We start from the raw sequence: 26517 nt of genomic DNA on the forward strand, positions 1-26517 counted from the left end.
AGGTGGGTGAAGCTGGACGGGACACTCAGGTCACATTCACCTTCCATTGAATGAGCATCTGCAAAAACGACTGCGGGACTGCCGACAATGCCTTTACGGGTGCTCATCCGTTGCGCAGCTTAATGGGTGCGACAATGTGTCTGCTTGCGGTGCTGCGACATATTCGGTCATTGGCACGTAAACCCGGGGTCTGGCACCGGTAAACACTAGCAGCCGTGGCGGAAAACGGCGGCTTGAATGCCCGGTTTCACGGGACTTCCGTGCCAGAAGCAGCCTTCGTGGCGCTACATATCCGGAAACGAAAACGCCCAGGGACGTTAATCGGCCCTGAGCGTGGCATTGGCGGCGTGCTCGATGATTGATCCGGATCAGTCCGGCAACTCCTCGTAAGCCCTGAATTTGCTGATGGTGGCGCAGTCGTAGCACATCGTCCTGAGAATCTGCTTGTCCATGCTGGCGTCGATATTGCCCGAATCGCACTCGCGGCAAAAAAGCCGAAAATTGCCGAGCAGATCACTGTCGAACGCCGCTGCGGAAAAGAACTGCGGCACCAGTTCATCGCGCCAGTACAGCCCTGGAGATTTGCCGAAACCGGCACCGCTGTCCTTGAGCACGACGTCGTACAACACCCGTTGCAACGCTGTTTGCGGCACTCGCGAATCGCGATGGGAATTCTTGCGCCAGCTGCGTGCCAAGGCATCCTGAGCGGTTCCGAGCATGTTGCGCGGGATGGTGTTGGAGGCGTGATTGCGTCCTTTGGAGTTGCCGGTGGCGTAGAAGTGCGCAGCATTTTTTACCGCCAGCCGGGCGAAGTAGTAGAGCTGGCTCACGGAAAAATCCTGCAGGAGTTGACTCACTACCGTTTCAGCGCGGGCTTCTGCCGTGAAGGTAAAACTGACTTCATTGGCCAGCACGCGGATGTATTGCAGCGATTCCTCCCGGGCCAGATCGAAGATCAACCCGTAAAGCTCACTCTTCCAGGCCGCCTTGATGTCGCCGGACAATTCCTGATAGAGCGCCAGATACAGGCTTTCCCGGTTGCAGCGCGCCGCACCGCCAAGCGCGACATTGGGCTGCCAGCGCACTGCAGAGTAGTCGCTGATACTGCAACCCTCGGCACGGTCGAACGCCCTGATGTCAGAACTGGTCTCGACCGTTAACACTCCGGCTTCGTAGAGGCTCTTCAACCTGTCCTCACTGGCCTCGGTGGTCAATGCGAGAGGCTCGCTGCGCGAAGGCGCGCGCAACGGCGCGATCCATTCGGCATGGCCGCCGCTGCCGTCCTCGAGCAAGGCCAGCAGCGTCAACTTCTGCACAAATCCCAAAGCGGTATAAGGCACCGCTGGCGGGGGCGTGCCGTAGCGCGACTCAAGTTCGAAGCGGTCACGTGCGGCCTGCGCCGCCCGCTGTTGCTGCTCCACCCTGAAGCAGGCCTGGCAATTGCAGACAGCGCGCCGACCATGACGCGCCGACGCCGCATAGCGATGCTCGCACCGCACACATTTGAACGGCTGGCGCTGCGAAACCGGCGTGCCCCGGGCATGCCGACGCACCCACATGGGCAGATCGCAGTAAGGACACCTCAGGTCTGGACTGATGATGGGCGGCAAGACCTTGAGCAAGCTGCGCACCGTGGCAGGGATTTGATATTCGAGCAAAAGCGCAGCGCTTTTTTCCCCGTCCAGATAACGCTGGTAAAGCTGCTCGACCTGCTCGTCGGACAAATGCGCAATGGCCTCAGCGCGTTCGAAATATTTGTGCATGGGAAAGGTCCTTTTTTCAGTCAATGTTGACGCACTCCCTTGCGTTCGAGTGGCCAAACTAATGGCAATCGTGCCGGCAAAACAAGCGAAAAGACCCACAACGTACGAAAATAGCCGACTGGTAAATCTTCCTGCACAGTGGTCGGAAATTTCAGTCCGTTACGCCGGATTCAACGGCGGGAATTTTCCTACATCATTGGTTTTGCCAATTCCAAAACGCTGCGTTATTACCCAGACCAATAGGACCAAATCGCCCTTGAAACAGCCTTGTCCGCGCAAGACAGCAGCGCAAATCCGCCAAGGCTGGCAAAATCGCGCTTTCGATTGCCCTTAGCGCCCGCTGGCCAGGAATTCCCCATGCAAATGACCACCGCCCTACTGATCGTCAACCCGTGCGACGACGAAGAAGACAACATGGCCATGCTTTGCTGCCACAGTGACAAGGGCGACATGTTCCTGATGAGCCGCTATCCGGACGAGGATGAGCTGGAGATCACCCTGGATGGCGAGCCATCGACGCTGGACGGGGTCAAAGTCACCCTGAGCAAGACCCTGCTGAAGATCGAGATCGCGGCGGCGGATGCCGATGCGTTGAACGGGGATGATGTGCTGGAGATCAGCTTCAATCCGGACATGGTGGATCTGGATGAGGTGGTCGAGACGTTGAAGAATATTCTGGATGGGACTGGCACTTTCATCAGCGAGATTTGATGTTGTCCGGGCTGGCCTCATCGCTGGCAAGCCAGCTCCCACAGGGTTCTCCGTTGTGCATGCAATTTGTACAACACATTGGTTACTGTGGGAGCTGGCTTGCCAGCGATGAGGCCGGAACTGCCACCACAACACTCGCCCACTACAAAACTCCAACAATTGCCCCAGTCATTTCCCGCACTTTGCGCAAAATGCCGTTAGTCGCCACCCCCCTCGATGGATTAAAGTAACCCCCCCAGCCACGGCGTTATCCGAACGCCTGCGGCCACCCTTTCCAGGAACAGTCACCGATGGAACATCGTGAAGCGCTGCTGGCGCTGCGAACCTTTCTTTCAACGCAGATTCTCGGCCAGGAAAAACTCATCGAGCGCCTGCTCATCGCCCTGCTCGCCGACGGCCATCTACTGGTCGAAGGCGCTCCGGGTCTGGCCAAGACCAAAGCGATCAAAGAGCTCGCCGAGGGCATCGAAGCCCAGTTCCATCGCATCCAGTTCACCCCCGACCTGCTGCCGGCCGACATCACCGGCACGGAAATCTATCGCCCGGAAACCGGCAGTTTCGTGTTCCAGCAAGGGCCGATCTTCCACAACTTGGTGCTGGCGGACGAAATCAACCGCGCCCCGGCCAAGGTGCAATCGGCGCTGCTCGAAGCCATGGCCGAGCGTCAGGTCAGCGTCGGGCGCAGCACCTATGAGCTGTCGCCGCTGTTTCTGGTGATGGCCACGCAGAACCCGATCGAGCAGGAAGGCACCTATCCGCTGCCGGAAGCGCAGCTCGACCGTTTCCTGATGCATGTCAAAATCGGTTTCCCGGATGCCGCCGTCGAACGCCGCATCCTCCAGCAGGCCCGTGGCGAAGCGCTGAATGGCGAGACCAAGCCCGAGCGCCGGGTCAGCCAGCAGGCGATCTTCGCCGCGCGCAAGGAAATCCTCGGTCTGTACATGGCCGACGCCGTGGAGGAGTACCTGGTGCAACTGGTCATGGCCACGCGCACGCCGGCCAAGTTCGACCCGGAAATGGCCGAGTGGATCGCCTATGGCGCCAGTCCGCGCGGCTCGATCGCCCTTGACCGCTGCGCCCGCGCCCATGCGTGGCTGGCCGGACGCGACTTCGTCAGCCCGGAAGACATTCAGGCGGTGTTGTTCGACGTGTTGCGCCATCGCATTATTCTGTCGTTTGAAGCGGAAGCCGCCGGCATCGATCAGGATCGCGTGGTACAGCGCATTCTCGACGTCGTCGCCGTCGCTTGACCCCCATGAACACCCCTCTGCCGTCCGAAGCGGGCATCCGCATCAGTCTTACCGACCTGATCGAGATGCGTCACCGTGTGCGCGAAGTGCAGCTGTTTTCCACGCCGAGCCAGCGCAGCCCGCTGGTCGGCCTGCATCATTCGAAATTTCGTGGGCGCGGGGTCGACTTCGATCAGGTACGGGTCTATCAGGCCGGCGACGACGTGCGCACCATCGACTGGCGCGTGACCGCGCGTACCCAGGAGCCGCACACCAAGCTGTTCCATGAAGAACGCGAGCGACCGATTTTCATCATGGTCGAGCAAAGCACCCGGCTGTTTTTCGGCTCGGGGCTGATGTTCAAGTCGGTGCTCGCGGCGCAAGCGGCGGCCCTGATCGGCTGGGCCGCGCTGGGCCATAACGACCGGGTTGGCGGGCTGGTGTTCGGCGACAACGAGCATTACGAAATCAAGCCGCGCCGCAGCAAGCAGAGCCTGTTGCAGTTGCTCAACCGGCTGGTCAAGGTCAATCAGTCGCTGCACAGCGAGCGCGAAGCGGACCGTGACGGCCTCGGCGTGGCGTTGCGCCGGGCCCGTGAAGTGTTGCGTCCGGGCAGTCTGGTGATCGTGATCTGCGATGAGCGCGCGCTGTCCGACAGTGCCGAGCAGCAACTGAGCCTGCTCTCGCGTCATTGCGATCTGTTGCTGTTGCCGCTGTCCGATCCGCTGGACCACGCACTGCCCGCCGCCGGCCTGTTACGGTTCGCCGAACGCGGCGCGCAGTTGGAACTCGACACGCTGAATTTCGAGCTGCGCCAGACCTATCGCGCCCAGGCCGAAGCGCGCATCGCCCGCTGGGAATTGCTCGCGCAAAAGCTGCGGGTGCTGTTGATGCCGTTGAGCACGCAGAGCGAAATGGTCGAGCAGATGCGCGAGTTCCTTAATCCGCAGCGCCCGGGGAGCAGTCGATGAACGGCCTCGAGCAATTGCAGCCGCTGATCTCGCCGCCGCCGATCGACTTCTGGCCGCCAGCGCCGGGTTGGTGGTTGCTGTTGTTATTGCTGCCGCTGCTCGGCTTCGGCGTGTGGCGCTTGCGCCGTTTTATGCCGATCAGAAAGCGTCCGCTGGTGCGCGCCGAACAGCCGCTGGATCCGCTGCGCATCGCCGCGCTGGCGGAACTGGCGCAAATGCCCAAACCCTACGACGGCGCACCGGCCGGGGCCTGGCTGCAACAGCTCAACGGCCTGCTCAAACGCCTGTGCCGCAACCACTATCCCTACAGCCAGAGCCATACGCTCAATGGTCGCAAGTGGCTGGCGTTTCTCGACAACCGGTGCCCGGCCGCCGGCCTGACGCGCTGGATGGTGCTGGTCGAAGGCGCCTACAAACCCGAATGCAAACTCGACGACAAAGCCATCGCCGGCCTGACCCAGGCCGTTGAAATCTGGATTCGCAAACATGTTTGAGTTCGCCTGGCCGTGGATCTTTGCGCTGCTGCCGCTGCCGTGGCTGATGCGCCTGCTGCTGCCGGTGGCCGACAGCGGCGAGCCGGCGTTGCGCGTGAGTTTTCTCGCCGACCTCGAAGGCCTCGCGCGGCGCCGGGCGCGGGCCAACCTGCCGGCGTGGCGGCAGCAAGCACCGTTTTTGCTGCTGTGGCTGTTGCTGCTGAGCGCCGCCGCCCGCCCGCAATGGCTCGGCGAACCGTTGCCGATTGCTGCCAGCGGCCGCGATCTGCTGGTGGCGGTGGACGTGTCCGGCTCGATGGATTTCCCCGACATGCAGTGGCAGGACGAAGATGTCAGCCGCTTGTCGCTGGTTCAGCACCTGCTGGGTGACTTTCTCGAAAGCCGTGATGGCGACCGGGTCGGTCTGATCCTGTTCGGCAGTCAGGCCTATCTGCAGGCGCCGCTGACCTTCGACCGCCACACCGTACGCGTCTGGCTCGACGAAGCGCGCATCGGCATCGCCGGCAAGAACACCGCGATTGGCGACGCCATAGGCCTGGCACTGAAACGCCTGCGCATGCGTCCGGCGCAAAGCCGGGTGTTGATTCTGGTCACCGACGGCGCCAACAACGGCGGTGAAATCGATCCGCTGACCGCCTCCAGACTGGCCGCCAGTGAAGGGGTGAAAATCTACCCGATCGGCATTGGTGCGGATCCTGAAGCCAGCGGCAGCACCGGCCTGCTCGGGGTCAATCCGAGCCTCGACCTCGACGAACCGGCACTCAAGGCAATCGCCGCAGCCACCGGTGGCCAATACTTCCGCGCCCACGACGGCAAGGAGCTGCAGGCGATCAAGGACACCCTCGATCAACTCGAACCGGTGACCCAGCAGCCGACCCAGGCGCGGCCGGCGCAAGCCTTGTATCAGTGGCCGCTGGCACTGGCCCTGCTGCTGAGCCTGTTGCTGGTCGCGCGGGATTTGTGGCCGGACAATCCGCTGCAACGCCTGTTCACCAAGGAGCTGTATCTGCAAAGTCCGTTGCCTGACTGGCGCGCGCGTCTGCAACGCCTGCGTCTGCGGAGGCGCCGATGATCGCGCTGTGGCCGCACTGGTTCCGCCCGTGGTGGCTGTTGCTGCTGCCGCTGCTCGGCTGGCTGCTCTGGCAACTCTGGCACCGGCAGAAACGCGCCGGGCGCTGGCAGATGATTCTGCCGCCGGCGTTCCACGCGACGCTGCTCAGCGGTGGCAATGGCCGCGACAGCAAGCTGCCGTGGGTCGCCCTCGGTGTTGCGTGGTTGCTGACTCTGGTCGCGCTACTCGGACCGAGCTGGGAGCGGGTCGAACAGACCAGCCAGAAACCGGCCGATCCGCTGGTGGTGGTGCTGGAACTGACCCCGGAAATGCTCGCCACCGACTCACCGCCCACTCGCCTGGAGCAAGCCCGGCGCAAGCTGTTCGACCTGTTGCAGGCGCGCAGCGATGCGCAGACGGCGATCGTCGTCTACGCCGGCAGCGCGCACACGCTGGTGCCGCTGTCGGATGACCTGGCGACCAGTCGCAATCTGCTCGACGCGCTCAAGCCGTCGCTGATGCCGGAAAGCGGCCATCGCGCCGACCTCGGTGTGCGCAAGGCACTGGCGCTGCTCAAGCAAGGCGCGCTCGGCCAGGGGCGGATTCTGCTGATCGGCTCCTCGTTGAGCGAAGACGAACGCCAAGGCATTCGCCGCGCCCTCGGCGAGCAATCGGCGCAACTGCTGATGCTCGGCGTCGGCACCGCCGAAGGTGCGCCGATTGCCCAGGAGGACGGCAGCTTCCTCAAGGACGAACAAGGTGCGATCCGCGTGCCGCAACTCGACAGCCCGAGCCTCGGCGCCTTCCTCGCCAGTGTCGGCGGCGAATACCACCCTGCCCGCCTCGATGAGGCGGATCTTGGTGCGCTCGGCCTGCTCAACGGCCCACGCAGTCTGCGCAACGATGGCCAGACCGTACGCCTCGACACCTGGGCCGATCAGGGTTACTGGCTGTTGTTGCCGCTGTTGCTGCTTGCCGCTTGCGCCGGGCGCCGTGGCTGGTTGCTCTGTCTGCCACTGCTGCTATGCCTGCCGCAGCCGAGCTACGCGTTTGACTTTGAAGACCTGTGGCTGCGCCCCGACCAGCGAGGCGTGCACCTGCTCAAGCAGAAACGCCCGGCCGAGGCTGCCGAGCACTTCGAAGATCACCAGTGGCAAGGGGTGGCGTTGTACGAGGCCGGCGATTACAGTGGCGCCGCTGAGCGTTTCGCCGAAGGCAGCGATGCCCGCGCCCACTACAATCGTGGCAACGCCCTGGCAAAAAGTGGTGCGCTGGAAGCCGCGATCGATGCTTATGAGCAGGCGCTGGAACTGCAACCGGATCTGCGCCCGGCGCTGACCAACAAGGCGCTGGTGGAAAATCTGCTGAAGCAGAAAAACACCCCGCCGGCCGCCGAGCCGCAAAAGCAGCCTGACGAGCAGAGCCTGCCCGGCGATGAACCGCCGCCGGCCGCCGCGCCGCCACCGGCGGTCAGCAGTGAAAGCCAGAGCGAGGCGCATCCGGCCGAGTCAGCCAGCGAACCGCCGCCGAGCACCCCGCCGCAGCCAGGCCCCAACGAAGTCCCGGGGCTTGATGAAGCGGAAGACACCGACACCGTGCCAACGCTGCGTCCGAGTGAGGACAACCTCGAAGCCGAGCAACGGCAGGCACTGGAACAATGGCTGGGCAAGATTCCCGACAATCCCGGAGAATTGCTGCGCCGTAAATTCTGGTACGAACAGCAACAACATCAGGATCAGGAAAACACTCGATGACCCGTTTCACCGCTCTGTTCCTGCCCCTGCTGATCTGCACGGCCACCGCCCAGGCGGCCGAGCTGACCGCCAGCGTGGATCGCAGTCGCCTGAACTCCGGCGAGACGGTCGAACTCACCCTCGAATCCGACGATGTCACCCAGTTCGGGAAACCCGACCTGACCCCGCTGGAACCGCTGTTCGAAGTGCGCGGCACGCGTCAGGTCAACCAGCTGAACACGCTCAATGGCGACAACCGCGCCACCACGCGCTGGATCATCACCCTGCTGCCCAAGGAAAACGGCAGCGTGGTCATTCCGCCGCTGCAACTGGGCGACGTACAGAGCCAGCCGATCACCGTGCAAGTGGTCGAGAGCGATACCCGCGAAGAAAAAAACAACCCGGCGCCGGTGTTCATCGAGGCCAGCCTCGACCAATCCAGCGTGTACGTGCAGGCGCAGGCGATCCTGACCCTGCGCATCTACCATTCAGTGTCGCTGTACGACGACAGCAGCCTGACCCCGCTGCTGATCGCCGATGCGCGGATCGAGCAACTGGGCGACACACGCACCTACGAGAAAGACATTAACGGCGTGCGCCATGGCGTGATCGAAATGCGCTATGCGATCTACCCGCAACACAGCGGCCTGCTGCTGATCGCGCCGCAGACCTTCAGCGCGACGCTGGTCGACACTCAACCGGCGCAAGATGCGAGCGCGCAAGGACCGAAACCGGGCAAGCTGCTGCGGGTCAACTCCGCCGAGATTCCGCTGACGGTCAAACCGAAACCCCTGACCTACCCCGCCGATGCGCCGTGGCTACCGGCCCGCAGCCTGAGCCTCACGGAAAGCTGGAGCCCGGAGCCGGAGCACGTCCAGGTCGGTGACTCGCTGACGCGCAGCCTGACCCTGAAAGTCGAAGGCTTGGCCAGCTCGCAACTGCCGCCGCTGCCCGCCACCGAGGCCAACGGCCTGCGCCGCTACCCGGATCAACCGGTGCTGAGCAACCAGAGCGGCGAGCGCGGTCTGATCGGCAGCCGTGAAGAACGCGAAGCACTGGTGCCAAGCCGCAGCGGCAACATCGAATTGCCCACCGTCGACGTGATCTGGTGGAACACCTTCGAAGATCACCTGGAACACACCAGCCTGCCGGCGCGCACGCTGCAAGTGGCGAACAACCCGAGCCTGCAAGTCGACACCCCGGCCGGCAGCCTGCAACCGGGCGTCGTCGATAACGACGTGCTGTGGTGGTGGAAACTCAGCACGCTGATCCTCGCCTGCACCACCCTGCTCGGCTTCGGCCTGTGGTGGCGCGCTCGTTGGCAACCGGCAATCCTGCGCGCCGCACAAACCGGCCCGAGCCCCCGCACCTTGATGGACGACATCAAACGCGCCTGCCAGGCCAACGACCCGCAAGCCACGCGCCAGGCACTGGATGCGTGGGCGCGGCAGCAGCCGGAAACCCTGGCGGACATGGCGGCGCGGTTTGTGCCGCTGTCTGATGCGCTGGATGGGTTGAACGGCGCGCTGTACAGCGAGACCGGGCAGCATTGGCAGGGTGAGGATTTGTGGCGGGCGATACGGGTGATTCCGGCGGCGGAGCGGGTTCAGGATCCGCTGGGTGACAGCGGCTTGCCGCCGCTTTATCCGAAGTAAAAAATCAAAAGATCGCAGCCTTCGGCAGCTCCTACACTTGACCTCTGTAGGAGCTGCCGAAGGTTGCGATCTTTTGATCTTGATCCGCCTGTCTACCGGGCACGCTCTCGGCAAACCGTCGCCCCCCTCCTAACTCACGCAGCTAGCTCACAGGCCCTGCCTATACCTGCCAGAAGGTTAAACACACCCCATATTCATCGAGAAGATCATCCGCGATTTCAAAGTGAAACACCTTTTCCGGAAAGGCGTCTGATAACTCGCGCTTCCAATATCTGACAATCTGCTCGGCAAAGAGATGACAAAGGCGATAGTCCTCTTCCGACAGGCCGACCTTAAACACTGGACGTTCAGGCGTATCTTCCCACTTTGAAAAGAACTGATTTATTGAAAAAACATTTCTGTATCGCTCCACATCTCTACGCAACGTACTTTGTTCCAACCTGCCAAGCTCAGCCTCGACCAGCCCCTTCAATTGAATCTCTTGCGAGTCGTATTGCTGAGCGTCAGGCAGCCAGAAAACATGACCATCGACCTCAATAAAATCAGGCGATAAAATTCCTAGAACAGAAATTGCCTGTTCCAGTGAAACTAGGTTTCCTGCATGTGAAAAATATTCTTTGGAACCGATATCCGACACAAACAGGTTTAAATAATCTTTAGAAATATTGCCCTTACAAACTTTCATCAACTCAACCCTTGATGATTAAGGACCGACTGAAATAAATTTCTTCTCTGTTCTCTGGAAGAAAACCGACCACTTAAGGCCACTCCTTACCCGCCACTCAGAGCCGGAGCGAACACAGGGGCCTCCAAATTCACTCAAAGAAGAAAATGCGTGCGCACAGTTTCCATTTCCGCCTGGATAATTTTCAATTCCTCATCATCGACATCTGCTTCAATCAGGCTCTCAATGCTGCATCTGCTATACGTTGCCGCCAGAATATCCAACATATCACGCGCATATAAACTGTCTTTTGAGAGTTGCATACCACGACGAAGCCCCTCCATATAAATGGCGGTCTGAAGGATTGCATTCGGGCCGGGTGCATCCTTGCGCAACAAGATCTCCAACTCATCCTGTGCGTAGGCGAAAGCTTGCTCGGGACGGAAACCAAGCTCATCCATCGCGTGAAAATAAAGCCCTTTAACCATTGCCCTGGCCTGATTGAACAAGCTTTCAACCTGCATTTACGTTCTCCGGGGACGTGCATTATCCAATTAATGGTTGAATTTCGTTTTCACTTGTTCACCATCACGATAAGACAGGACAAAGGACTTCCATGGTTCACCGCGCTGGACTGCATTAGCCTGTAAGTCGCGTACCAGATGTAGAATTAGCGCGCCGTTAATGTCGTACTCGACGTTCCAGTCCTCCACACCGTCCTTCTCAACGCACAACTCCATTTCAATGTACCCTTCACCAAGCTACACACCATATCGGAACGCATCATAGCCTTGGACAATGCTTGCTTCGACCAACTGGAAAATTTTCTGGATGATTCTTATATCTTCAGTGATCATTTTTTTCCCTTGGGGATGGGGCACTGTTGAGTAGGTACGGAAGCGACAGTTTCTTCGGTGACTTCTTCGACGGCGTCAGACCATCTGTAGACCTTGAACTGACCCAGAAAAACTGACACCAAGCGGAGCAACAAGCACTGGTCCAGCTCACTCCCACCTTCGTCCAATTCAATGATCATGAGGGTCTTTCCTGACATGTCTACTGGCCAGAAAGCGCCATCCTCACGTAGAAAATCTTCGAGCGTAGCCCCTTTAAATTTTTCAATTCTTATCCAGCACTCGCTGTCCTGCTTATCGCCCCATTCCCTGTTGAGTTCCCATTTATTGACTTTTAAATCCAGGAAACTGCAGTCGTTAAACGCCTCTTGATCCTGGATATAGGAGACGGGAACGTCGCCCCATGCCCGACTGACCAGAATATCTCTGTCAGGCAAGTCAGATCCTGATTCCACAACAACAGCGAATCTATTAGCCAACACAAGCTTCCTTTTACTTGCGAATGATGCAGGCCTTTCTCAGCGTTTTTGATCAGTTAAAATCTTGCTGACTGAGGCGAAAATTGTCAAAAGCGGACAGATTTATTTAATCAAATAAATCTGTCCGCCTTTTTATTTATACCTTGTAACCCGCTTCTCTCATCTTCCTGAGAACTGTTTCATCAAGTTGCTGATCAGAGGTACCTCTAGCCGACTTGGCACTTTTCCAATGCCAAATCACAGAAACAACTTTGTCATCCAAACGATCATACTCCTCCAAAAAAGCATCTGCCAAAGCATACTTATCCAGATCATGAACAGTTTTCAGCATCATGTTAAACACTGTACTGGGCAACTCTCCATCCAATATTTTCGCGAACAGACGCCTATTTTCCGAAAGTGACATAAGTGGTGTACCCGTCATCTTCAATTTTCTCGACCTTCGTGAAGCCGTACTTTTGGGATAGCTTACCGGTCCAAGTGTTCAGAGCAGCATTTTCTTGCGACATTCCATTGGCGATATTCTGACGACATTGAGCAATATTCACACTATCGGTTCCCGTCTCCCACGACCCACGGATTTTATTGACCTGAACCCCCTCATTGCCGAGTCGCTGCATCGCGCTGGCGAACATATCCGTACCCGAAGCCTCGAAATAAGGATGGTCCTTTGCCGCTCGAATTTCAAACGCCAGAACGCCTTCGTCATTTACTCTGACAACCAATCCCGCTACTCCATCAGGATTGCCGTACTTCCACGTAGAAACCCCATTGCTGGTAGGCAACCTCTCAAACGCATCGGTAACATCAAATTTCGGGATGGGTGGCTCAATCTTTTCCACACCAATGACGCTTTTCGCAAACCCTGAGCTTACCCGGCCAATTACGGCAGCCAGCCCTAAAAAGGAGAGCTCGCCCGCCATGAACTGGCCCCACGCCTTGACAAACTCGGTGGCAGGCTGCACACCCTCAAAACCTTGCCCTTCACCGAGCGCTCGTTGTACTCGGGCAACGTCCTCTGCTGATGCCCCTATACTTTGCATGTACTCCGTCAAGGTCGTTGATGCGTTGGCATACTCCGTCAGCCCCGGTGGCATGTGAAAATCATGATTGTAAGTCGTAGCATTCCCGGCGATGCCTGCGCCCAGCTGCAGGTCTCCACCTACCGCTGCCGCCCCGATCATCCCGGTAAGTTGGGAAAGCATTTGATGCAAATCTTTGTTAGTGCCTACGAAGTCAGCCAGAACATTCATCGCCGCTTCGTTCAGGCCGGCAGCCGCCGCACCGGTGGCAAAATCTCCGCCCATGGCCTGTGACAGCAAGCCTCCCATCAGCGCATGCGCGACGGTTTTCTCAAGACTGCCATCAGGAAATTTGATGGTGTCACCCACCCAATTGAACCCGGTTGCCATGGCGACGCTACCCGCCTGCCCCACCAGTGCCGCGCCAAAGCTGTCACCAAGGCTGCCGCCGCCAATGGCGGTCGAAATGCCACTGGTGATGATCGCCCGACCGGTCGTCCGGATAGCGACGTCGGTAAAGTTGCTGCTCGTCAGGATGTTTGCAGTTTTGCTGGTTCCACCCGCAAACCAGTTGGCGTCTGCATAGTTGAGCACGCCCGCCGTAAACCCGGCGATGGCCGCGCTCTTGAGGCTGTCGGCGCTGAAGGTGTCCTTTAAAGCAGCGCCCAGGTTGCCCTTGTTGCTGATGGTGCTGGTCACAGCGGTGGTGGCCAAAGAGGTGGCAATTGCGCCGCCGAAGCCACCACTGGTCAATGCCAATCCTCCGGGCCCCATGACAAACGACATCATGATCGCGATGGCTATTTGTGCTGCAGGGCCCACACCAGAGTTTTCATACTTGAACGACTCGTGGATTTCCTTGACGCGTCGCCAATCGACGTCTCCACGAGACTCGGCATCTTTCAGCCAGGCCAACTGCGGATCTGCCTTGACCATAGCGTCGATGGTCTGGCTGACGGACTGCTGGTTGACATCCTTGATGTCGATCTTCAGGCCATCGACCGCTTTGATCACGATGTTGCCTTTGGCAATCATCTGGGTCTGGCGCAGGGTTTCATCGGTATTACCGCGACCTTTGGACGACACCCACGCGGCATTGTTGTTGGTCTTGGTGTGGCTTTCGTCATGGAGGTCTTTGACCCCTTCAAACGTAATCGCTCCACCGCTGTCCAGCCGGTGATGTTGATGTCGTTGGCCGCTTTGACGGTCAAGTCATTGGCCGACTCGATCCGCGCGGCGTTGTCGGCATAGTCATGATGCTGGGTGCCGAAGCGGGTGCTGTTGTCGGAGCAGGTGATGGTCCGTTCGTTGATCACATCCCCGGTGCGAGTCGTCAGGTTCACATCGCGCCCGGTGATGATGCCACCGGACTTGTTGACGATATTGTTGGTCGCCAATAGATCCAGCCGGTTACCAGCCTCGATCACTCCACTGTTGATCAGATCCTTGCCCGCCATCGCCGACAGATTATCAGGGATCTATCAGGGACAGATGTATTTTCAACCTGCGAATTCAGCGTAGATAAAAATAAATCACTTCCCTTTTCCTTACTTTTGCGCCTCTCAGTATGACTTCTTAATGCTCAGGGTCGGTCATTCACCTCTTTGAGATGGTCTCAATAAATGAGACCCGCACTTTCCTCAAATCCCACATAAGTTTCTAAATTCATCCAGCGACATAACTAAACCTGGATCAGTTTCTGGCAACAGCACATCTTGGACTACTACAACCTGCCTCTCAAAATCAATAAAAACATCAAATAAATTAAAATTAAACTCGCGAATACACATAACACTACCGGGATCTTGCGCACTTAAAACCTCTCTGCGTAATAGCTCACGAGTACTTTCATTAAGCTCCTCACTTAAAAAACGCTGAAACAACTCACTCATCATCAAAGCCTCACAGTGGAAACGCGGTATGAATCACACCATCGCGCACATTAACCTTCAAAATACTAGTCGAATTACCTAGATTATCAGTACCAATTATTTTTCCGACATTGTATTCAATAGCGTAGCCCGTTGGCCCATTTTGAGAGACTTTACCGTATCTCAGCGCACTGTCGACATAAGCAGAAATATCCTTCATCGACGTTCCTTTGGAGAATTTGCTAACTTCTGAGAATCCTGTATCAGGCCCATGGCGGTACATTACGTGTTCAATCCCCGTCATAAGGCCACCTTTTTTATAGCTGAGGGCTCCCCAGGCCGCATCAATTTGACGAGGGCCTGGCAGGGCTTTAATCGTTTCTACCGCTTTTTCTGGCAGGCTACCCGCGACAGCCTCTTCCACATTCTTAACGATAACTGCGCCACCCGCTTCAAGACCCACCAGTCCTTGCAAAGTGTTACCAAAGTGTCTGACCGCCTGGCCCAGGTTGAGTATCGAAAAAGCCAGTGTAAACTTCTGTTCGGTGTCGAGTCTCGATGCCTCCGACTCTGTCGGGCTGTAAAGGGTGTCTCTATACCCGGGAATTCTTGAAAATATGAAATCATCCAAGAATGCAATCGCCTCAGGCTTCACGCTATCAATCCCAGCACCGTGCAAGCCCTCGACGCGCATCGCGTCAACAACGTCCTCGATTGTCAGTCCTGAAACATCAACACCAACGTCACAGCTACCTGGATTTGAATTGCAGAAACCCAATGCCTGTTTCGCGAGATCCCGCGCTGCTCCCTCGTGCAAATCGTGGTTGTACCGCGTTGCATTTCCCGCGATATCGGCACCCAGTTGGAAGTCCCCCCCAACAGCTGCCGCCCCAACTAGACCAGTAAGCTGCGAAAGCATTTGATGCAGTTCTTTGTTATCGCCTACGAAATCAACAAGAACATTCATAGCCGCTTCGTTCAACCCGGCAGCCGCCGCACCGGTAGCAAAATCCCCGCCCATTGCCTCGGAAAGCAAGCCACCCATCAGCGCATGCGCTACAACTTTCTCAACACTGCCTTCCGGGAACTTGATTGTGTTGTCACCAACCCAATTGAACCCGGTGGCCATGGCGACACTACCCGCCTCACCCAGCAACGCCGCACCAAAATTGTCACCAAAACTACCTCCACCAATGGTGGTGGAAATGCCACTGGAAATGATCGCCCGGCCTGTCGTGCGGATTGCGACGTCGGTAAAGTTGCTGCTGGTCAGGATATTTGCTGTTTTACTGGTTCCACCCGCAAACCAATTCGCGTCCGCGTAGTTCAGCACGCCGGCCGTAAAGCCGGCGATGGCCGCACTCTTGAGGCTGTCAGCGCTGAACGTCTCCTTGAAAGCAGCGCCCAGGTTGCCCTTGTTGTTGATCGTGCTGGTCACGGCGGTGGTCGCCAGAGAGGTGGCAATTACACCGCCAGCACCGCCGCTGACCAAGGCCAATCCTCCGGGGCCCATCACGAACGACATCATGATCGCAATTGCGATTTGTGCTGCCGGACCAACTCCCGAGTTCTCGTACTTGAACGACTCGTGGATTTCCTTGACGCGTCGCCAATCGACGTCTCCACGAGACTCGGCATCTTTCAGCCAGGCCAACTGCGGATCTGCCTTGACCATAGCGTCGATGGTCTGGCTGACGGACTCCTGGTTAACGTCCTTGATATCGATCTTCAGCCCATCAACGGCTTTGATCACCACGTTGCCCTTGGCAATCATCTGGGTCTGACGCAGGGTCTCGTCGGTATTGCCTCGACCTTTGGAAGATACCCATGCTGCGCTGTTGTTGGTCTTGGTATGGCTTTCGTCATGAAAGTCCTTGACCCCTTCAAACGTGATCGCGCCACCACTGTCCAGCGTGATGTTGTTTCCGCTTTCCAGTTTGGCAACCTGATAAAGCTGATCGCCCTTGCTGGACAGCGTCAAATCACCGCCCGCCTTGATTTCGGAGCCGATATGCTTGATATCGGTCACCTCATCGCGCTTCAACTTGAGCTTGCCGAAACTGCCCTTTTTCTTCTTGTCATAGAGCGAGTAATCGGAATCCTGCGCAGCAAGAATATCGAGGTTGTCACCCGCAACCAGATAGGCCTCGTCGCCGGCGGTGATACGGCTGGAAATCACACTGAGGTCTTTACCCGCATCCAGTCTGACGTCGCCGCCAGCCGAAATACCGGACATGACCTGGCTGACATGGTCCTCCTGAACGGTGAGTTTCTTGCTCTTGGACAGTGAGTGGGTTTCATCCGCCGCAGACGTGATGACCACGTCTCCGGTCGCCTTGATCGCAACATCACGCTTGGCATCGATCTGACTGGCGATGACGTTGATATCGCGCTTGGCGTCAGCCTTGAAGTCACGACCAGCGTCGATTTCCGCACCCAGCTGGGTGATGTCACTGCTGTTGTGCCTGGCGTCTTGGTAAACGCTGTTGGTGACCTGAGCGGATGAGACGTTGATGTCACGCCCGGCATTCACGACCATGTCCTGGCCGCTTTTCATCACGCCACCGGCGATGTTGATGTCTTTGGCCGCTTTGACGGTCAGGTCATTGGCCGCTTCGATCCTTGCCGCGTTGTCGGCGTAGTCATGATGCTGGGTGCCAAACCGGGTGCTGTTGTCGGAGGACGTGATCGTGCGTTCATTGATCACGTCCCCGGTGCGAGTGGTCAGGTTCACATCGCGCCCGGTGATGATGCCGCCGGACTTGTTGACGATGTCGTTGGTCGCCAGCAGATCCACACGGTTACCCGCCTCGATCAGGCCGCTGTTGACGATGTCCTTGCCCGCCGTCGCCGACAGATTATTCGTCGCCTTCAACGTCCCGACGTTATCCAGATTCCCGCCGGCAATCAGCGTCACATCCTTACCGGAAATCAACGCACCAGTCGGGCCGAGACGGCCGTTGGCCTGGGCCAGGTACAGCACCGGCACCAGCACTTTTTCGCCGTTCACTTCGTGCTCTTCGAGCCAGACGATATCGTGTGTCAGCGCCGCCACTTGTTCGGCCGTGAGTCCCACGCCCATCGACAGGTTGAGGGCGTCCTTGCTGGCGATGGCGTTGTCCATCAGGTAGCGGAACATGTCCTCGTTATTGCTGCGGCCATCGATAAAGGCCTGGCCGGTGCGTGCGGTCACGGCCTGCTGTACCAGACGCTGCTCAAATAGGCCGTCACCCAGGCGTTTGGCGCTCTGGTCCGGGTCATAACCGAGTTTGCCGAGCAGGTAGTCCGAACTCATGAAGGACTTGAGATCGGTCAGCGCCGGGTTGGTTTCGATCAGGTATTTGTGCGCGTTGGACGGCGCCTTCGTGTCCGGCAGACCGGCAACGCGTGTTACCGGACGGGTGTCGATCGACTCTCTGGCATCATTGCCGCGGTCCTTCATGCCGGGACCGGCCGACTTCACCGGCACGTTGACATCGACCGTACTGGCCACCGCCGTGACCACGCTCGGGGACCGATGGAATGTGTCAACCGCGCGCGTGCTATCGGAGACTGCGGGCGGTGCATCAATGAAAAGATTACGCGGGCCGCCACTGCTACCAGCCACGACATGCTCCTCGGTAGCGACAACCTGCCCCCCCATCGTCCAGGTCGGTGCCGGGCCGGTTGTGCCAACGGGTGCGATGTCAGCCGCGCCTTGACCGCTCAGACGGAACAAACCGTTTTCCCCGGTTGGCAGGGAGAAGCCTGGCAGCGATAGTGGATTGACTTGCTGTTGGGCGAGGTCTGGTGGCAGTTGGCTGTTAATTCGGATGACGGCTGTGCCGGAATTGCCGACGTTGGTGTTACCGACCTTGTTGGTACCTCCCGTCGAACCGTAGTCCTGATGGATAACGCTGTTTTCCAGATTCTGGGCGGCAATGATCGAGACGTAGCCACCCGCCTGGATGACGGCATTGCGACCCGTGTTGGTGCTGGCGGCACCGGTGCTGTCAACGGCAGCCTCAGTGACGGACTCCGGTTGGTACTGGGTCAACTGGCCAGGAAGTTCGACCAGGTTGTTCGGGTCATACAGGGAGGGGGTTGTGGTTTCAAAGCCGTAGTTCACGTCTGGTATCGCGTTGCCCCATCCACGCAGCTTACTGACGACCGCGCCGGTTTCGCTGTCCTTGAGTGTTACAACGTCAAACCACTCGCCGTCGCGCCCCCCTTCTCTGATACTCGTGGACTTGGGAATGGCCTTACGTATGCTGCCTCCCGCTCCGATGTAATAAACAAATGGAAAGTCAGGGTTATTGCGCTGGTTGTAAGGCAACACGACACTGTTAAAGAACCGTTTGGTACCACCGTCGGTCATGCTGAGTACGTAAGTACTTGTGCGTTCGATGGTGCCGCTTTTCGCCCCGATGTTTTTGAGACTGTCTGCGGTGATATTGATATTGCCGCCAGCAGCGACGGTGCTTTTGCTATTGAGAAACGTACCTCCCTGGAAAACAAAATCCTTGCCGACATTGAGCACTGCCGAGGGGCTGCTATCAGCGTCCGTACTTTGATAAAACTCTTTGGCCATCAGCGTGAAGACGTAATTGTCACCCTGGCAGTCATTGCAAATATTGGCGATATAGCCCGATACCAATTTGCGATCGCCCGACATCACCGGACCTTCAGTACGGTTCTCGAACACATCGGCATTGATCGTGAACCCGCCACCGCTCTCCATTGAACCGGAGATGTTGTAAACCCCCGCAGCCCGCGCGGCACCGCCGTAACCATTGATCGTCACGTTGCCCAATCCGTAGAAATCACCGTGCTGGTTGGTCAGGTTGCCGACATTCAGCGTCATGTCCTTGCCGCTGAAGATCAGCCCGCGGTCATTGAGCAATGAAGGGGTGTTGATGTTCAGGTTCTGCGCCGCACCCAACGTGCCGTAGTTGGCGACACTGCCGGCGTTCACGGTCAGATCTTCACTGGAGGTGATGCGGCCCGAGTTGACGAGCGATCCACCGGTACTGATCGTCGACGATCCGCCAGCGGCGATGCTGCCGGCACTACCGATGTTGACTTGCGCTGCACTCAGGTTGAGACCACGCTGACTCGACATGCGCCCGTTGCCGCCATAGGCGCCGGTCAGTTGCATATCGATCAGGCCATCACTGGCGAGCAGACCGTCGTTGGTCCAGTTGCCCCCACGTATCTGCAGAAGATCGGAGGCCAGCAGCTTGCCGCTGGCGCTCTGGCTGAACTGGCGGACGTTAACGTTCAAACGCCCGGCCTGAATCACGCTGGAGTTGTTCCAGGTGTCGGCCGTCAAATCCAGCAGGCCGCCGGTGGTAATGCTGCCGCCGGCACCGATCACGTTGGCCGTGGAGAGATCGAACTTGCCGCGACCGACGTGGTTGAGCTGCCCGCCACCGTTGAGGAAGTTGCCGACGGCCAGGGTCATGTCGGTGTTCGCGGTTTCCAGCACGCCATTGCGGTTGTCGAGCAGGCCACCGATCTGGAACTCGGTCTTGCCAGAGGTTCCCAGCGAACGCAGTCGACCACTCTGGTTATTGACGCTGGCCGCTTTAACGGTCAGTCGGGTGTTGCTTTCAATGACACCCGCGCCGTTAATCAGCGCACCACTCAAGCCAAAATCGATGCGTTCGGCGGCGATTTGCCCGGCACCGTTGTCCAGACTCGTGCCGCTTACGCCAACCAGCCCTTTGGCGTAGATCACGCCGTTGCGGTTATCGAATGCAGCGGTGGTGATATTCGCATCGGTGGCTTGCGCCGAGATGCGCCCGCCATTGTTGTCCAGACCGGCCAGTGCCGACAGTTTCAGGCCCTGAGCCTGAATGACGCCGCCCTGGCGATTGTTGTTCAGGTCGAAGCCATTGCGCAGGACACCGACTGTACGCGCCTCAAGCGCACCCTTGATGCTGGACAGAATCCCGCCGCGGTTGTCGATGCTGGCCGCACCGACCGTCACGTCGCCTTCCTGAGCGATGATTTTTCCGCTCTGGTTATCGAGATCGCCGGTGATGTCGAGCGTCAGGCCGGTCTGGCTCTGGATCGAACCTTTGCCGTTGGCCAGGCTTGCCGCCTTGAGTTGCAGGCTACCGGTCTGACTGTAGATCAAACCGTCGGCATCGTTGCGCACGGCGCCGCTGGCGGTGATCAGCAAGTCATCCTTGGCCGCAATGGTGCCTTTGCTGCCGTTGTCCAGCGAACCGGTCAGCAGTTGCAGCGAGCCTTGGCTGGCGAGCTGGCCGTTGCGGTTGCTCAGATCGCTGACGCCTTTGATCACGACCGGACCGGTGCCCGCCAGTTTGCCGGCGTTGTTGTTCAACAGTCCCGACAGGTTCAGGTTGATCGCGCCGTTGGCCGCGAGTTTGCCCCCGCTGTTATCCAGGCTCGAAGCGTTGGCAGTGAGCGCCTGGAGCGCGTTGATAGAACCACCGACGTTGGTCAGTTCAGTGCTGGTGATGTCCAGTGCGGCGCCACTATCGATCAGGCCGCCCTGATTGTTGTTGAGTGAGCCTTTGAGCGTGAGGGTCTGCCCTGCCGCACTGCTGAGGATGCCCTTGTCGCTGTTGTCGAGGCTGCCGGCATTGACGGTCAGACTGCCTTGCGAAACCAGAGCGCCGTTACCGCTGTTGAGCAGAGCGCCCTTGAGATCGACCGACACATCGCCGTTGCGGCTTGAGAGCGTGCCGTTGGCGCGGTTGTCCAGACTGTCGCCACTGACGCTCAACTGCTGCCAGCCCGAGAGCAAGCCGTTCTGGTTGGTCAGGGTCGTACCGCTGAGCTTCAGTTTCTCGCCGCTGATGATCTTGCCGGCATTGTTGTTCAACGCCCGGGCAATGACGTCGAAACCCAGGCTGCTGGAAATCTCGCCGTCCTGGTTGTTCAGGTCGCGCAAGCGCTTGAGGGTCAACGGCCCCTTGGCCGTCAACAAACCATTGGTGTTGTCGACGTCGCCATTGGCAAGATCCACGATAACGGCTTTGTCGCCCAGCAAGCGCCCGCCGTTCTGGGTCAGAGAGGTCAAGGTCAGGTCGATGTCGCCGCCGGCAGAGACTTCACCGCCATTGCTGGAGTCCAGCGCTGTCGCCGTCAGCGACAGACTGCCCTGGCTGTTGATCAAGCCTTTGTCGCGGTTGTTCAGGGCCATGGCATTGAGCGTGACGCTGCCGATGCCCTGCAAAACACCGCCCTGGTTGTTCAGGTCGGCGCTGCGAATACGCAGCGCTTGCGCCGCACTCACCAGGCCGTCGCTGTCGTTGCGCAGCAGGCCATCGACAGTCAGGTCAAGATCACCGCGGCTGACCAGACTGCCGCCACTGCTGTTCAGACTGCCGGCACGGGCATCGATCGATGCTGCACCGATCATGCCTTTGACGTTGTCCAGTGCCTGGGCGATGCGCAGCGTCAGGCTCTGGGTGCTCAGCAATTTGCCATTGCCGTTGTCCAGATTTTGCGCCGCCACGGTAAAGGCTTCACCGCTGGAAATTTCTCCGCCCTGGTTGTTCACGCCATTGAGCTGCTTGAGCAGCAACGTACCGGGGGCATTGATCAAGCCATTCTGGTTATTAAGCTGGCCATTGTTCATGTCCAGGCTCAGGCGAGTGTTGCTGAAAAGCTTGCCGCCCTGTTGCTCAAGCCCTGTGACCGACGCCGTCAAAGCGCCCTGGCTACCAATCTGCCCGCCATCGCGGTTGGTGACCTTTCCCGCGACAAGGTTCAGGGTGTCGGCGCTGCTGAGCTTGCCGGTGCTGTTGTCGAAGTAGCCTGTGGAGACGCGGGCCGCGCCCTTGGCGCTGAGTGTGCCTGCCTGACGGTTGTCGAGGCGGGTGCTGTCGAGCACCAGCGCCCCATCGGTGACCACCGCACCGCCCTGATTATCAACGCTGCCGCGACTCTCGATTGTCAGGTCCGCAGCGCTGGAAAGGCTGCCCTTGATGTTGGTCAGTTGCGAGGTTTTGACCGTCAGGGCGCTCTCGCTGCTGACCTTGCCCTGGCTGTTGTCGAATGCACCGCTCAGCGTCAGACCCATGGCCTGCTGACTGAGCAGCTCGCCACCACTGTTGTCCAGTGAATCGCCGTGCAGGTCGAGCGAAGTGCTGGCACTGATCAGGCCCTTGTTGAGGTTGATCAGTTGCTCAACGGTCAGCGTCAACGACTGGCCGGTGAAGATCTTGCCGGCGTCACTGTTGTCGAGTTTTTTGCCAATCACCTGCAGGTCGCTGTTGGTGCTGATTTCGCCGCCGCGGTTATCCAGATCCCCAACGTTCAGAGTCATGGTTCTGGTCGAGCCGAGCAGTCCGCCCTGACGGTTGTCGAGCAGGTCGGCATCGAGTTTGAGGACGCCTGTGGCGATCAACTGGCCGTCCTGGTTATCGAGCTTTTTCGCCTGCACGGTGGCATCCGACTTGCCGGCGATGCTGCCGCCACGGTTGTCCAGCGTCTGCGCCGTCAGTTCGAGTTTGCCGTCGGCAATCACCGTACCAAGCTGGTTATCCAGGGTGTTGTCGGTCGTCAGCGTCAGCGGGCCACGGCTGCTGATCAAGCCTTCATTGTTGTCGAGGCTGGCGCTGTGACTGTCCAGCGATGTACCGGAAATAACGCCTTTGGCGTTGTTCAGCGCCTGCGCAATACGCACGGTCAGACCCTGCTGGCTCAGCAGTTTGCCGTTGCTGTTGTCCAGGTCATGGGCGGTCATTGCGAAGGCTTGCTGGCTGGAGATTTCGCCGCCCTGGTTGTTCACGCCATTGAGTTGCTTGAGCAGCAATTCGCCGGGCGCATTGATCAAACCGTTCTGGTTGTTCAACTGGCCGTTGTTCAAATCAAGACTCAGGCTGGTCTTGCTGAACAGTTCACCGCCCTGCTGATCGAGGCCGGTGACCGACATGGTCATGGCTTGCTGACTGGCGACGCGGCCTGCTGCGTTGTTGACCTGCCCCGCCGTGAAGTCCAGCGTTCCACCACTGATCAGGCGCCCGCCCTGACTGTTGTCGACATCGCCGCTGTCGATCCGGCTGTTGTCCTTGCCGGAGATAAGACCTTTCTGGCTATTGTCGAGACTGGCGCTCTTGAGTTTCAGAGTGCTGTCGGTGCTGATGGAGCCACTCTGGTTGAGCAGCGCGCCAAGACTGGTCAACGCCAGGGCGCCGGCGCTGGTCAAGTTGCCGGCATTGTTATCGACACGGCCGGCATTGATGGTCAACGTGCCTTCGCTGCTGATGAGCCCCTGGCCGTTGAGCAGTGCATCGTCCAGTGTGATGACCAGACCTTTCAAGCTATCGAACGAGCCACCGGTGTTGTCCAGCGTGCTGCCGGTCAGTTTCGTCGCGCCACTGGCGACGATCATGCCTTTGTTCTGGTTGATCAATCGGGTAACAGCAAGTTCCAGATCGCTGGCCGCGAGAATCTTGCCACCATCACTGTTGTCCAGACGCTGGCCCTTGATGTTGAGCAACAGGCTGCCAGATAGCTCGCCCGCTCGGTTATCGATATCATCGACCGCGAGAGTCAGCGCTTTTTTGGTGCCGATCAGCCCGCCGTTTCGGTTGTCGAGTGTGGTGCCGGTCAGGCTCAGATTGCCCTGTGCGACCAGTGCGCCGCCCTGCTGTTGCAGCAGGCCGATGGTCGCGGTCAAGTCGCCCTGGCTGGAGATCCGCCCTTTGGCGTTCTGCACCTCGTCGGCCTTGAGACCGACAGGGCCGACAGCGCTGACCAGACCATTGCTGTTGTCCAGTCGCGTGCCCGCGTAGGTAACGCCGGCCTTGCCGATGATCAGACCGTTGTCGCGGTTATCCAGTCGATCGACGTTCAGCGTCAGTTGCCCGTCGCCTTGCAGCGCGCCGCCACGGTTGTCTGCCGAATCACTGCGCAGTGCCAACGTACCCTTGGCGATGACTTTGCCGTCACGGTTGTCGAGATGACCGGCCTGCGCGTCAATGGCACCCTTGGCCGTGATTTCGCCCTTGTTGCGGTTGTCGAGCAGACCGCTGACCCGCACTACGAGACCGCCATCGCTGACCACGACCCCGGCGTCCCGGTTATCGAGGCTGCCGGCCTTGAGATCGAGAGCAACGCCGGAACCGAGCACGCCGTCGCGATTGTCCAGCGCCGCGCTGAGATCAATATTGAGCCCCAGATCACCCAGGATCTGGCCGCCGAGGTTGTTGACGGAGGTCCCGCTGAGTCGAGTGATAGCGGAACTCGAAACCTGGCCGTTGCTGTTGTTCAACTGACCGATCATGGCCGTCAGGCTGCCCTTTCCGTCGATCAAGCCTTGGCTGTTGTGCACTTGATTGGCGGTCACGTTCAGCGCGCCGTTGCTCAGCACACGCCCGTCATTCTGGTTGTCCAGTGTCCCTGCAACGATGCTTGCGACTTGTGCAGCGCTCAGCGTACCGCCCTGGTTACTCAGCACCTGTGCGGCATTCACCGCCAGATTGCGGCTGGCCACCAGGCTCTTGCCACGGTTGTCGATGACTTGCGCACTCAGGCTCAGATCACCATTGGCATTGCGGCTACCGTCAGCGTTGACCCCGGCTTCAATGGCCCCGGCATTGGTTATCTGACCGCCCGCACTGAGGACGACACTGTCGCGCGCCGCAAGGGTCTGGCGGTTGCTCAGGTTGCCCTGGGTCTGCACGTTCAGCGCGGTGCCGGCGTACACCGCACCTTGCGCATCAAGGCTGGCGGCTTTGACGTTGACCGCGCCGGTTGCCGAGGTCTCGGCCAGGCTCAGTTGACCGTTGGCGTCGAGCTGAATGTCGCCGCCACTGGCGATCAGTTTGCCGTCGAGTTTGACCCCGACCCCTGCCTCGCTGCCGACCAGTTTGATCGCCCCGGCGTACATCCCGCCGAGCGCCGAGGAGTCGATCGCCAGTTGCGGTTTGGCGCTGCCGTCATCGGCGCGGGCCGTGGCTTCCAGGGTCTGTGCGTTGACGTCGTTGCGCCCGGCGACGATGGTCAGGTTCTGTGCCTGAATCTGCGCATTGATCTTCGCGCTGCGAGTGATGATTTCGAAACGGTCGACGTTGGTCGCGTTGAGCCCTGTGCCTTCGATGGCGACACTGCCCTGATCCACTTGAAAGCGAGTCAGTTGCCCGTTTTCCAGTACCGGCTTACCGGTGGTCAATGTCACGCGCGGCGCGTTGATAAAGCCGCAACCATTACAGGTGATGCCATAGGGGTTGGCGACGATCACCCGCGCCGACTGCCCTGCCACTTCGGTGTAGCCGCGCAACTGGCTCGGATTGCCGCTGATGACTTCGTTGAGAATCGCCTGCGCCGAGCCGCTGTTTTTCAGGTTCGGGTTGCCGATGATGTGCCCGGCCAGTTGCGTGTTCGAGGTCTGGCTCGAACCGTTGTTGAGGATGACGCCCTGCGCACCGACGTTGTAATCGTGGAACTGGTTGTGCGACAGCCCGCTGCCATTGGGCGTGGCGATGTTGATGATCGGCACGCCGTTGCCCGCGCGGTCCAGCGCGGTATTCGGGTTGGCCACGACAATGCCGTCGGCCTGCGCCCACATCGGCTGCCAGAACATGACGTTCGCCAGCAGGAACGCCAGGCCGCGTTTGGGCATGCCCAGGAAAGACTCACGGTTTTTCACGGCCGAAGAAGGCTGGCCTGCGAGGAAGGCGAACTGGCGAACGTCCATGTCAAGAATCTCGATGCATCAACAGTAATGTGGGGGCAGACGCCAGGCGCTACGCTTCTCGAACGGCATGCCCAAGGCTGTGGACAGCAGGAGAAATGAACAGGAGGGGCTGTGGCTCAAACGGTTACGGAACGCGCCGCAACACATCCGCCAGCCCTTCATGGCGGCACACTGATGTCACAATAGTGGCGCGATGTTAGATGGCCACTATTTTGGCGTCAATAAATCTGTGTACTGTCGTACCGTTACCGACGAACGGTAGTGACAAAGTCACGCGCTTGTAGAGTTATCCCTGCGTCTCGCGCCCGCCCTCCCGGCTCAATAATCTGTAAACTCCCCTCTCTTTCGCCGCCCATTCCCT

15 protein-coding genes and 1 pseudogene are annotated in these 26517 nt (G+C 58.9%); 7 read left to right on the forward strand and 9 right to left on the reverse strand.

The window, feature by feature from the left end; genetic code table 11:
- Nucleotides 1-368 precede the first annotated feature (368 nt).
- Complete coding sequence (locus ACXR0M_RS07005) at nt 369-1862, reverse strand: hypothetical protein (protein WP_458831174.1); 1494 nt, start codon at nt 1860-1862, stop codon at nt 369-371.
- Nucleotides 1863-2120: 258 nt separating this feature from the next.
- Here ACXR0M_RS07005 and ACXR0M_RS07010 point away from each other — a divergent pair, with 258 nt between their 5' ends.
- The 7 genes from ACXR0M_RS07010 to ACXR0M_RS07040 all read left to right on the forward strand — a co-directional run bounded on the left by ACXR0M_RS07010 (nt 2121) and on the right by ACXR0M_RS07040 (nt 9607).
- The gene (locus tag ACXR0M_RS07010; protein WP_458831176.1) at nt 2121-2474 is read left to right on the forward strand and encodes a hypothetical protein; all 354 of its coding nucleotides are present in this window, start codon (nt 2121-2123) and stop codon (nt 2472-2474) included.
- A gap of 290 nt (nt 2475-2764) precedes the next feature.
- Nucleotides 2765-3724: an AAA family ATPase gene (locus tag ACXR0M_RS07015; RefSeq protein WP_458831178.1), complete on the forward strand. Its 960-nt coding sequence runs from the start codon at nt 2765-2767 to the stop codon at nt 3722-3724.
- Nucleotides 3725-3729: 5 nt separating this feature from the next.
- The gene (locus tag ACXR0M_RS07020) at nt 3730-4674 is read left to right on the forward strand and encodes a DUF58 domain-containing protein (RefSeq protein WP_458831180.1); all 945 of its coding nucleotides are present in this window, start codon (nt 3730-3732) and stop codon (nt 4672-4674) included.
- Complete coding sequence (locus tag ACXR0M_RS07025; protein ID WP_458831181.1) at nt 4671-5168, forward strand: DUF4381 domain-containing protein; 498 nt, start codon at nt 4671-4673, stop codon at nt 5166-5168. Before ACXR0M_RS07020 ends, ACXR0M_RS07025 begins: the two co-directional genes overlap by 4 nt.
- Nucleotides 5161-6240 carry a vWA domain-containing protein gene (locus ACXR0M_RS07030; protein WP_458831183.1) on the forward strand — a complete coding sequence of 360 codons (1080 nt, stop codon included), beginning with the start codon at nt 5161-5163 and terminating at the stop codon, nt 6238-6240. Before ACXR0M_RS07025 ends, ACXR0M_RS07030 begins: the two co-directional genes overlap by 8 nt.
- A complete protein-coding gene (locus tag ACXR0M_RS07035) occupies nt 6237-7973 on the forward strand; it encodes a vWA domain-containing protein (protein ID WP_458831185.1) in 1737 nt (578 codons plus the stop codon). The genes ACXR0M_RS07030 and ACXR0M_RS07035 overlap by 4 nt, the downstream gene beginning before the upstream one ends.
- Nucleotides 7970-9607 (forward strand): BatD family protein, encoded by a 1638-nt coding sequence (locus ACXR0M_RS07040; protein WP_458831187.1) that lies wholly within the window; start codon nt 7970-7972, stop codon nt 9605-9607. Before ACXR0M_RS07035 ends, ACXR0M_RS07040 begins: the two co-directional genes overlap by 4 nt.
- Before the next feature lie 160 nt (nt 9608-9767).
- Here ACXR0M_RS07040 and ACXR0M_RS07045 read toward each other — a convergent pair whose 3' ends face one another.
- The 8 genes and pseudogenes from ACXR0M_RS07045 to ACXR0M_RS07080 form a co-directional block, all read right to left on the reverse strand.
- A complete protein-coding gene (locus ACXR0M_RS07045) occupies nt 9768-10292 on the reverse strand; it encodes a hypothetical protein (RefSeq protein ID WP_458831189.1) in 525 nt (174 codons plus the stop codon).
- 134 nt (nt 10293-10426) lie between these two features.
- The gene (locus ACXR0M_RS07050; RefSeq protein WP_458831191.1) at nt 10427-10795 is read right to left on the reverse strand and encodes a hypothetical protein; all 369 of its coding nucleotides are present in this window, start codon (nt 10793-10795) and stop codon (nt 10427-10429) included.
- A 329-nt stretch (nt 10796-11124) separates the two neighbouring features.
- A complete protein-coding gene (locus ACXR0M_RS07055) occupies nt 11125-11604 on the reverse strand; it encodes a hypothetical protein (RefSeq protein WP_458831193.1) in 480 nt (159 codons plus the stop codon).
- Nucleotides 11605-11740: 136 nt separating this feature from the next.
- Entirely contained in the window at nt 11741-11938 is a 198-nt protein-coding gene (locus tag ACXR0M_RS07060) for a hypothetical protein (protein WP_458831195.1), read from the reverse strand.
- Between the two features lie 52 nt (nt 11939-11990).
- A complete protein-coding gene (locus ACXR0M_RS07065; RefSeq protein WP_458831197.1) occupies nt 11991-13712 on the reverse strand; it encodes a DUF637 domain-containing protein in 1722 nt (573 codons plus the stop codon).
- A gap of 86 nt (nt 13713-13798) precedes the next feature.
- Nucleotides 13799-14098: pseudogene (locus ACXR0M_RS07070) on the reverse strand (hemagglutinin repeat-containing protein); the annotation flags it as partial.
- A gap of 168 nt (nt 14099-14266) precedes the next feature.
- On the reverse strand, nt 14267-14518 hold the full coding sequence (locus tag ACXR0M_RS07075; RefSeq protein WP_458831199.1) for a hypothetical protein: 252 nt from the start codon (nt 14516-14518) through the stop codon (nt 14267-14269).
- Nucleotides 14519-14528: 10 nt separating this feature from the next.
- Entirely contained in the window at nt 14529-26156 is an 11628-nt protein-coding gene (locus ACXR0M_RS07080) for a two-partner secretion domain-containing protein (protein WP_458831201.1), read from the reverse strand.
- Nucleotides 26157-26517: the final 361 nt, after the last annotated feature.

The sequence above is a fragment of the Pseudomonas sp. Eth.TT006 genome (assembly GCF_054456575.1).

What these genes read in the sequence shown, in the direction of transcription:
- ACXR0M_RS07050 (WP_458831191.1), bottom strand. Translation starts at nt 10,795, where the DNA reads ATGCAGGTTGAAAGCTTGTTCAATCAGGCCAGGGCAATGGTTAAAGGG.
- ACXR0M_RS07020 (WP_458831180.1), top strand. Translation starts at nt 3,730, where the DNA reads ATGAACACCCCTCTGCCGTCCGAAGCGGGCATCCGCATCAGTCTTACC.
- ACXR0M_RS07025 (WP_458831181.1), top strand. Translation starts at nt 4,671, where the DNA reads ATGAACGGCCTCGAGCAATTGCAGCCGCTGATCTCGCCGCCGCCGATC.
- ACXR0M_RS07075 (WP_458831199.1), bottom strand. Translation starts at nt 14,518, where the DNA reads ATGAGTGAGTTGTTTCAGCGTTTTTTAAGTGAGGAGCTTAATGAAAGT.
- ACXR0M_RS07010 (WP_458831176.1), top strand. Translation starts at nt 2,121, where the DNA reads ATGCAAATGACCACCGCCCTACTGATCGTCAACCCGTGCGACGACGAA.
- ACXR0M_RS07030 (WP_458831183.1), top strand. Translation starts at nt 5,161, where the DNA reads ATGTTTGAGTTCGCCTGGCCGTGGATCTTTGCGCTGCTGCCGCTGCCG.
- ACXR0M_RS07080 (WP_458831201.1), bottom strand. Translation starts at nt 26,156, where the DNA reads ATGGACGTTCGCCAGTTCGCCTTCCTCGCAGGCCAGCCTTCTTCGGCC.
- ACXR0M_RS07060 (WP_458831195.1), bottom strand. Translation starts at nt 11,938, where the DNA reads ATGATGCTGAAAACTGTTCATGATCTGGATAAGTATGCTTTGGCAGAT.
- ACXR0M_RS07045 (WP_458831189.1), bottom strand. Translation starts at nt 10,292, where the DNA reads ATGAAAGTTTGTAAGGGCAATATTTCTAAAGATTATTTAAACCTGTTT.
- ACXR0M_RS07040 (WP_458831187.1), top strand. Translation starts at nt 7,970, where the DNA reads ATGACCCGTTTCACCGCTCTGTTCCTGCCCCTGCTGATCTGCACGGCC.
- ACXR0M_RS07035 (WP_458831185.1), top strand. Translation starts at nt 6,237, where the DNA reads ATGATCGCGCTGTGGCCGCACTGGTTCCGCCCGTGGTGGCTGTTGCTG.
- ACXR0M_RS07015 (WP_458831178.1), top strand. Translation starts at nt 2,765, where the DNA reads ATGGAACATCGTGAAGCGCTGCTGGCGCTGCGAACCTTTCTTTCAACG.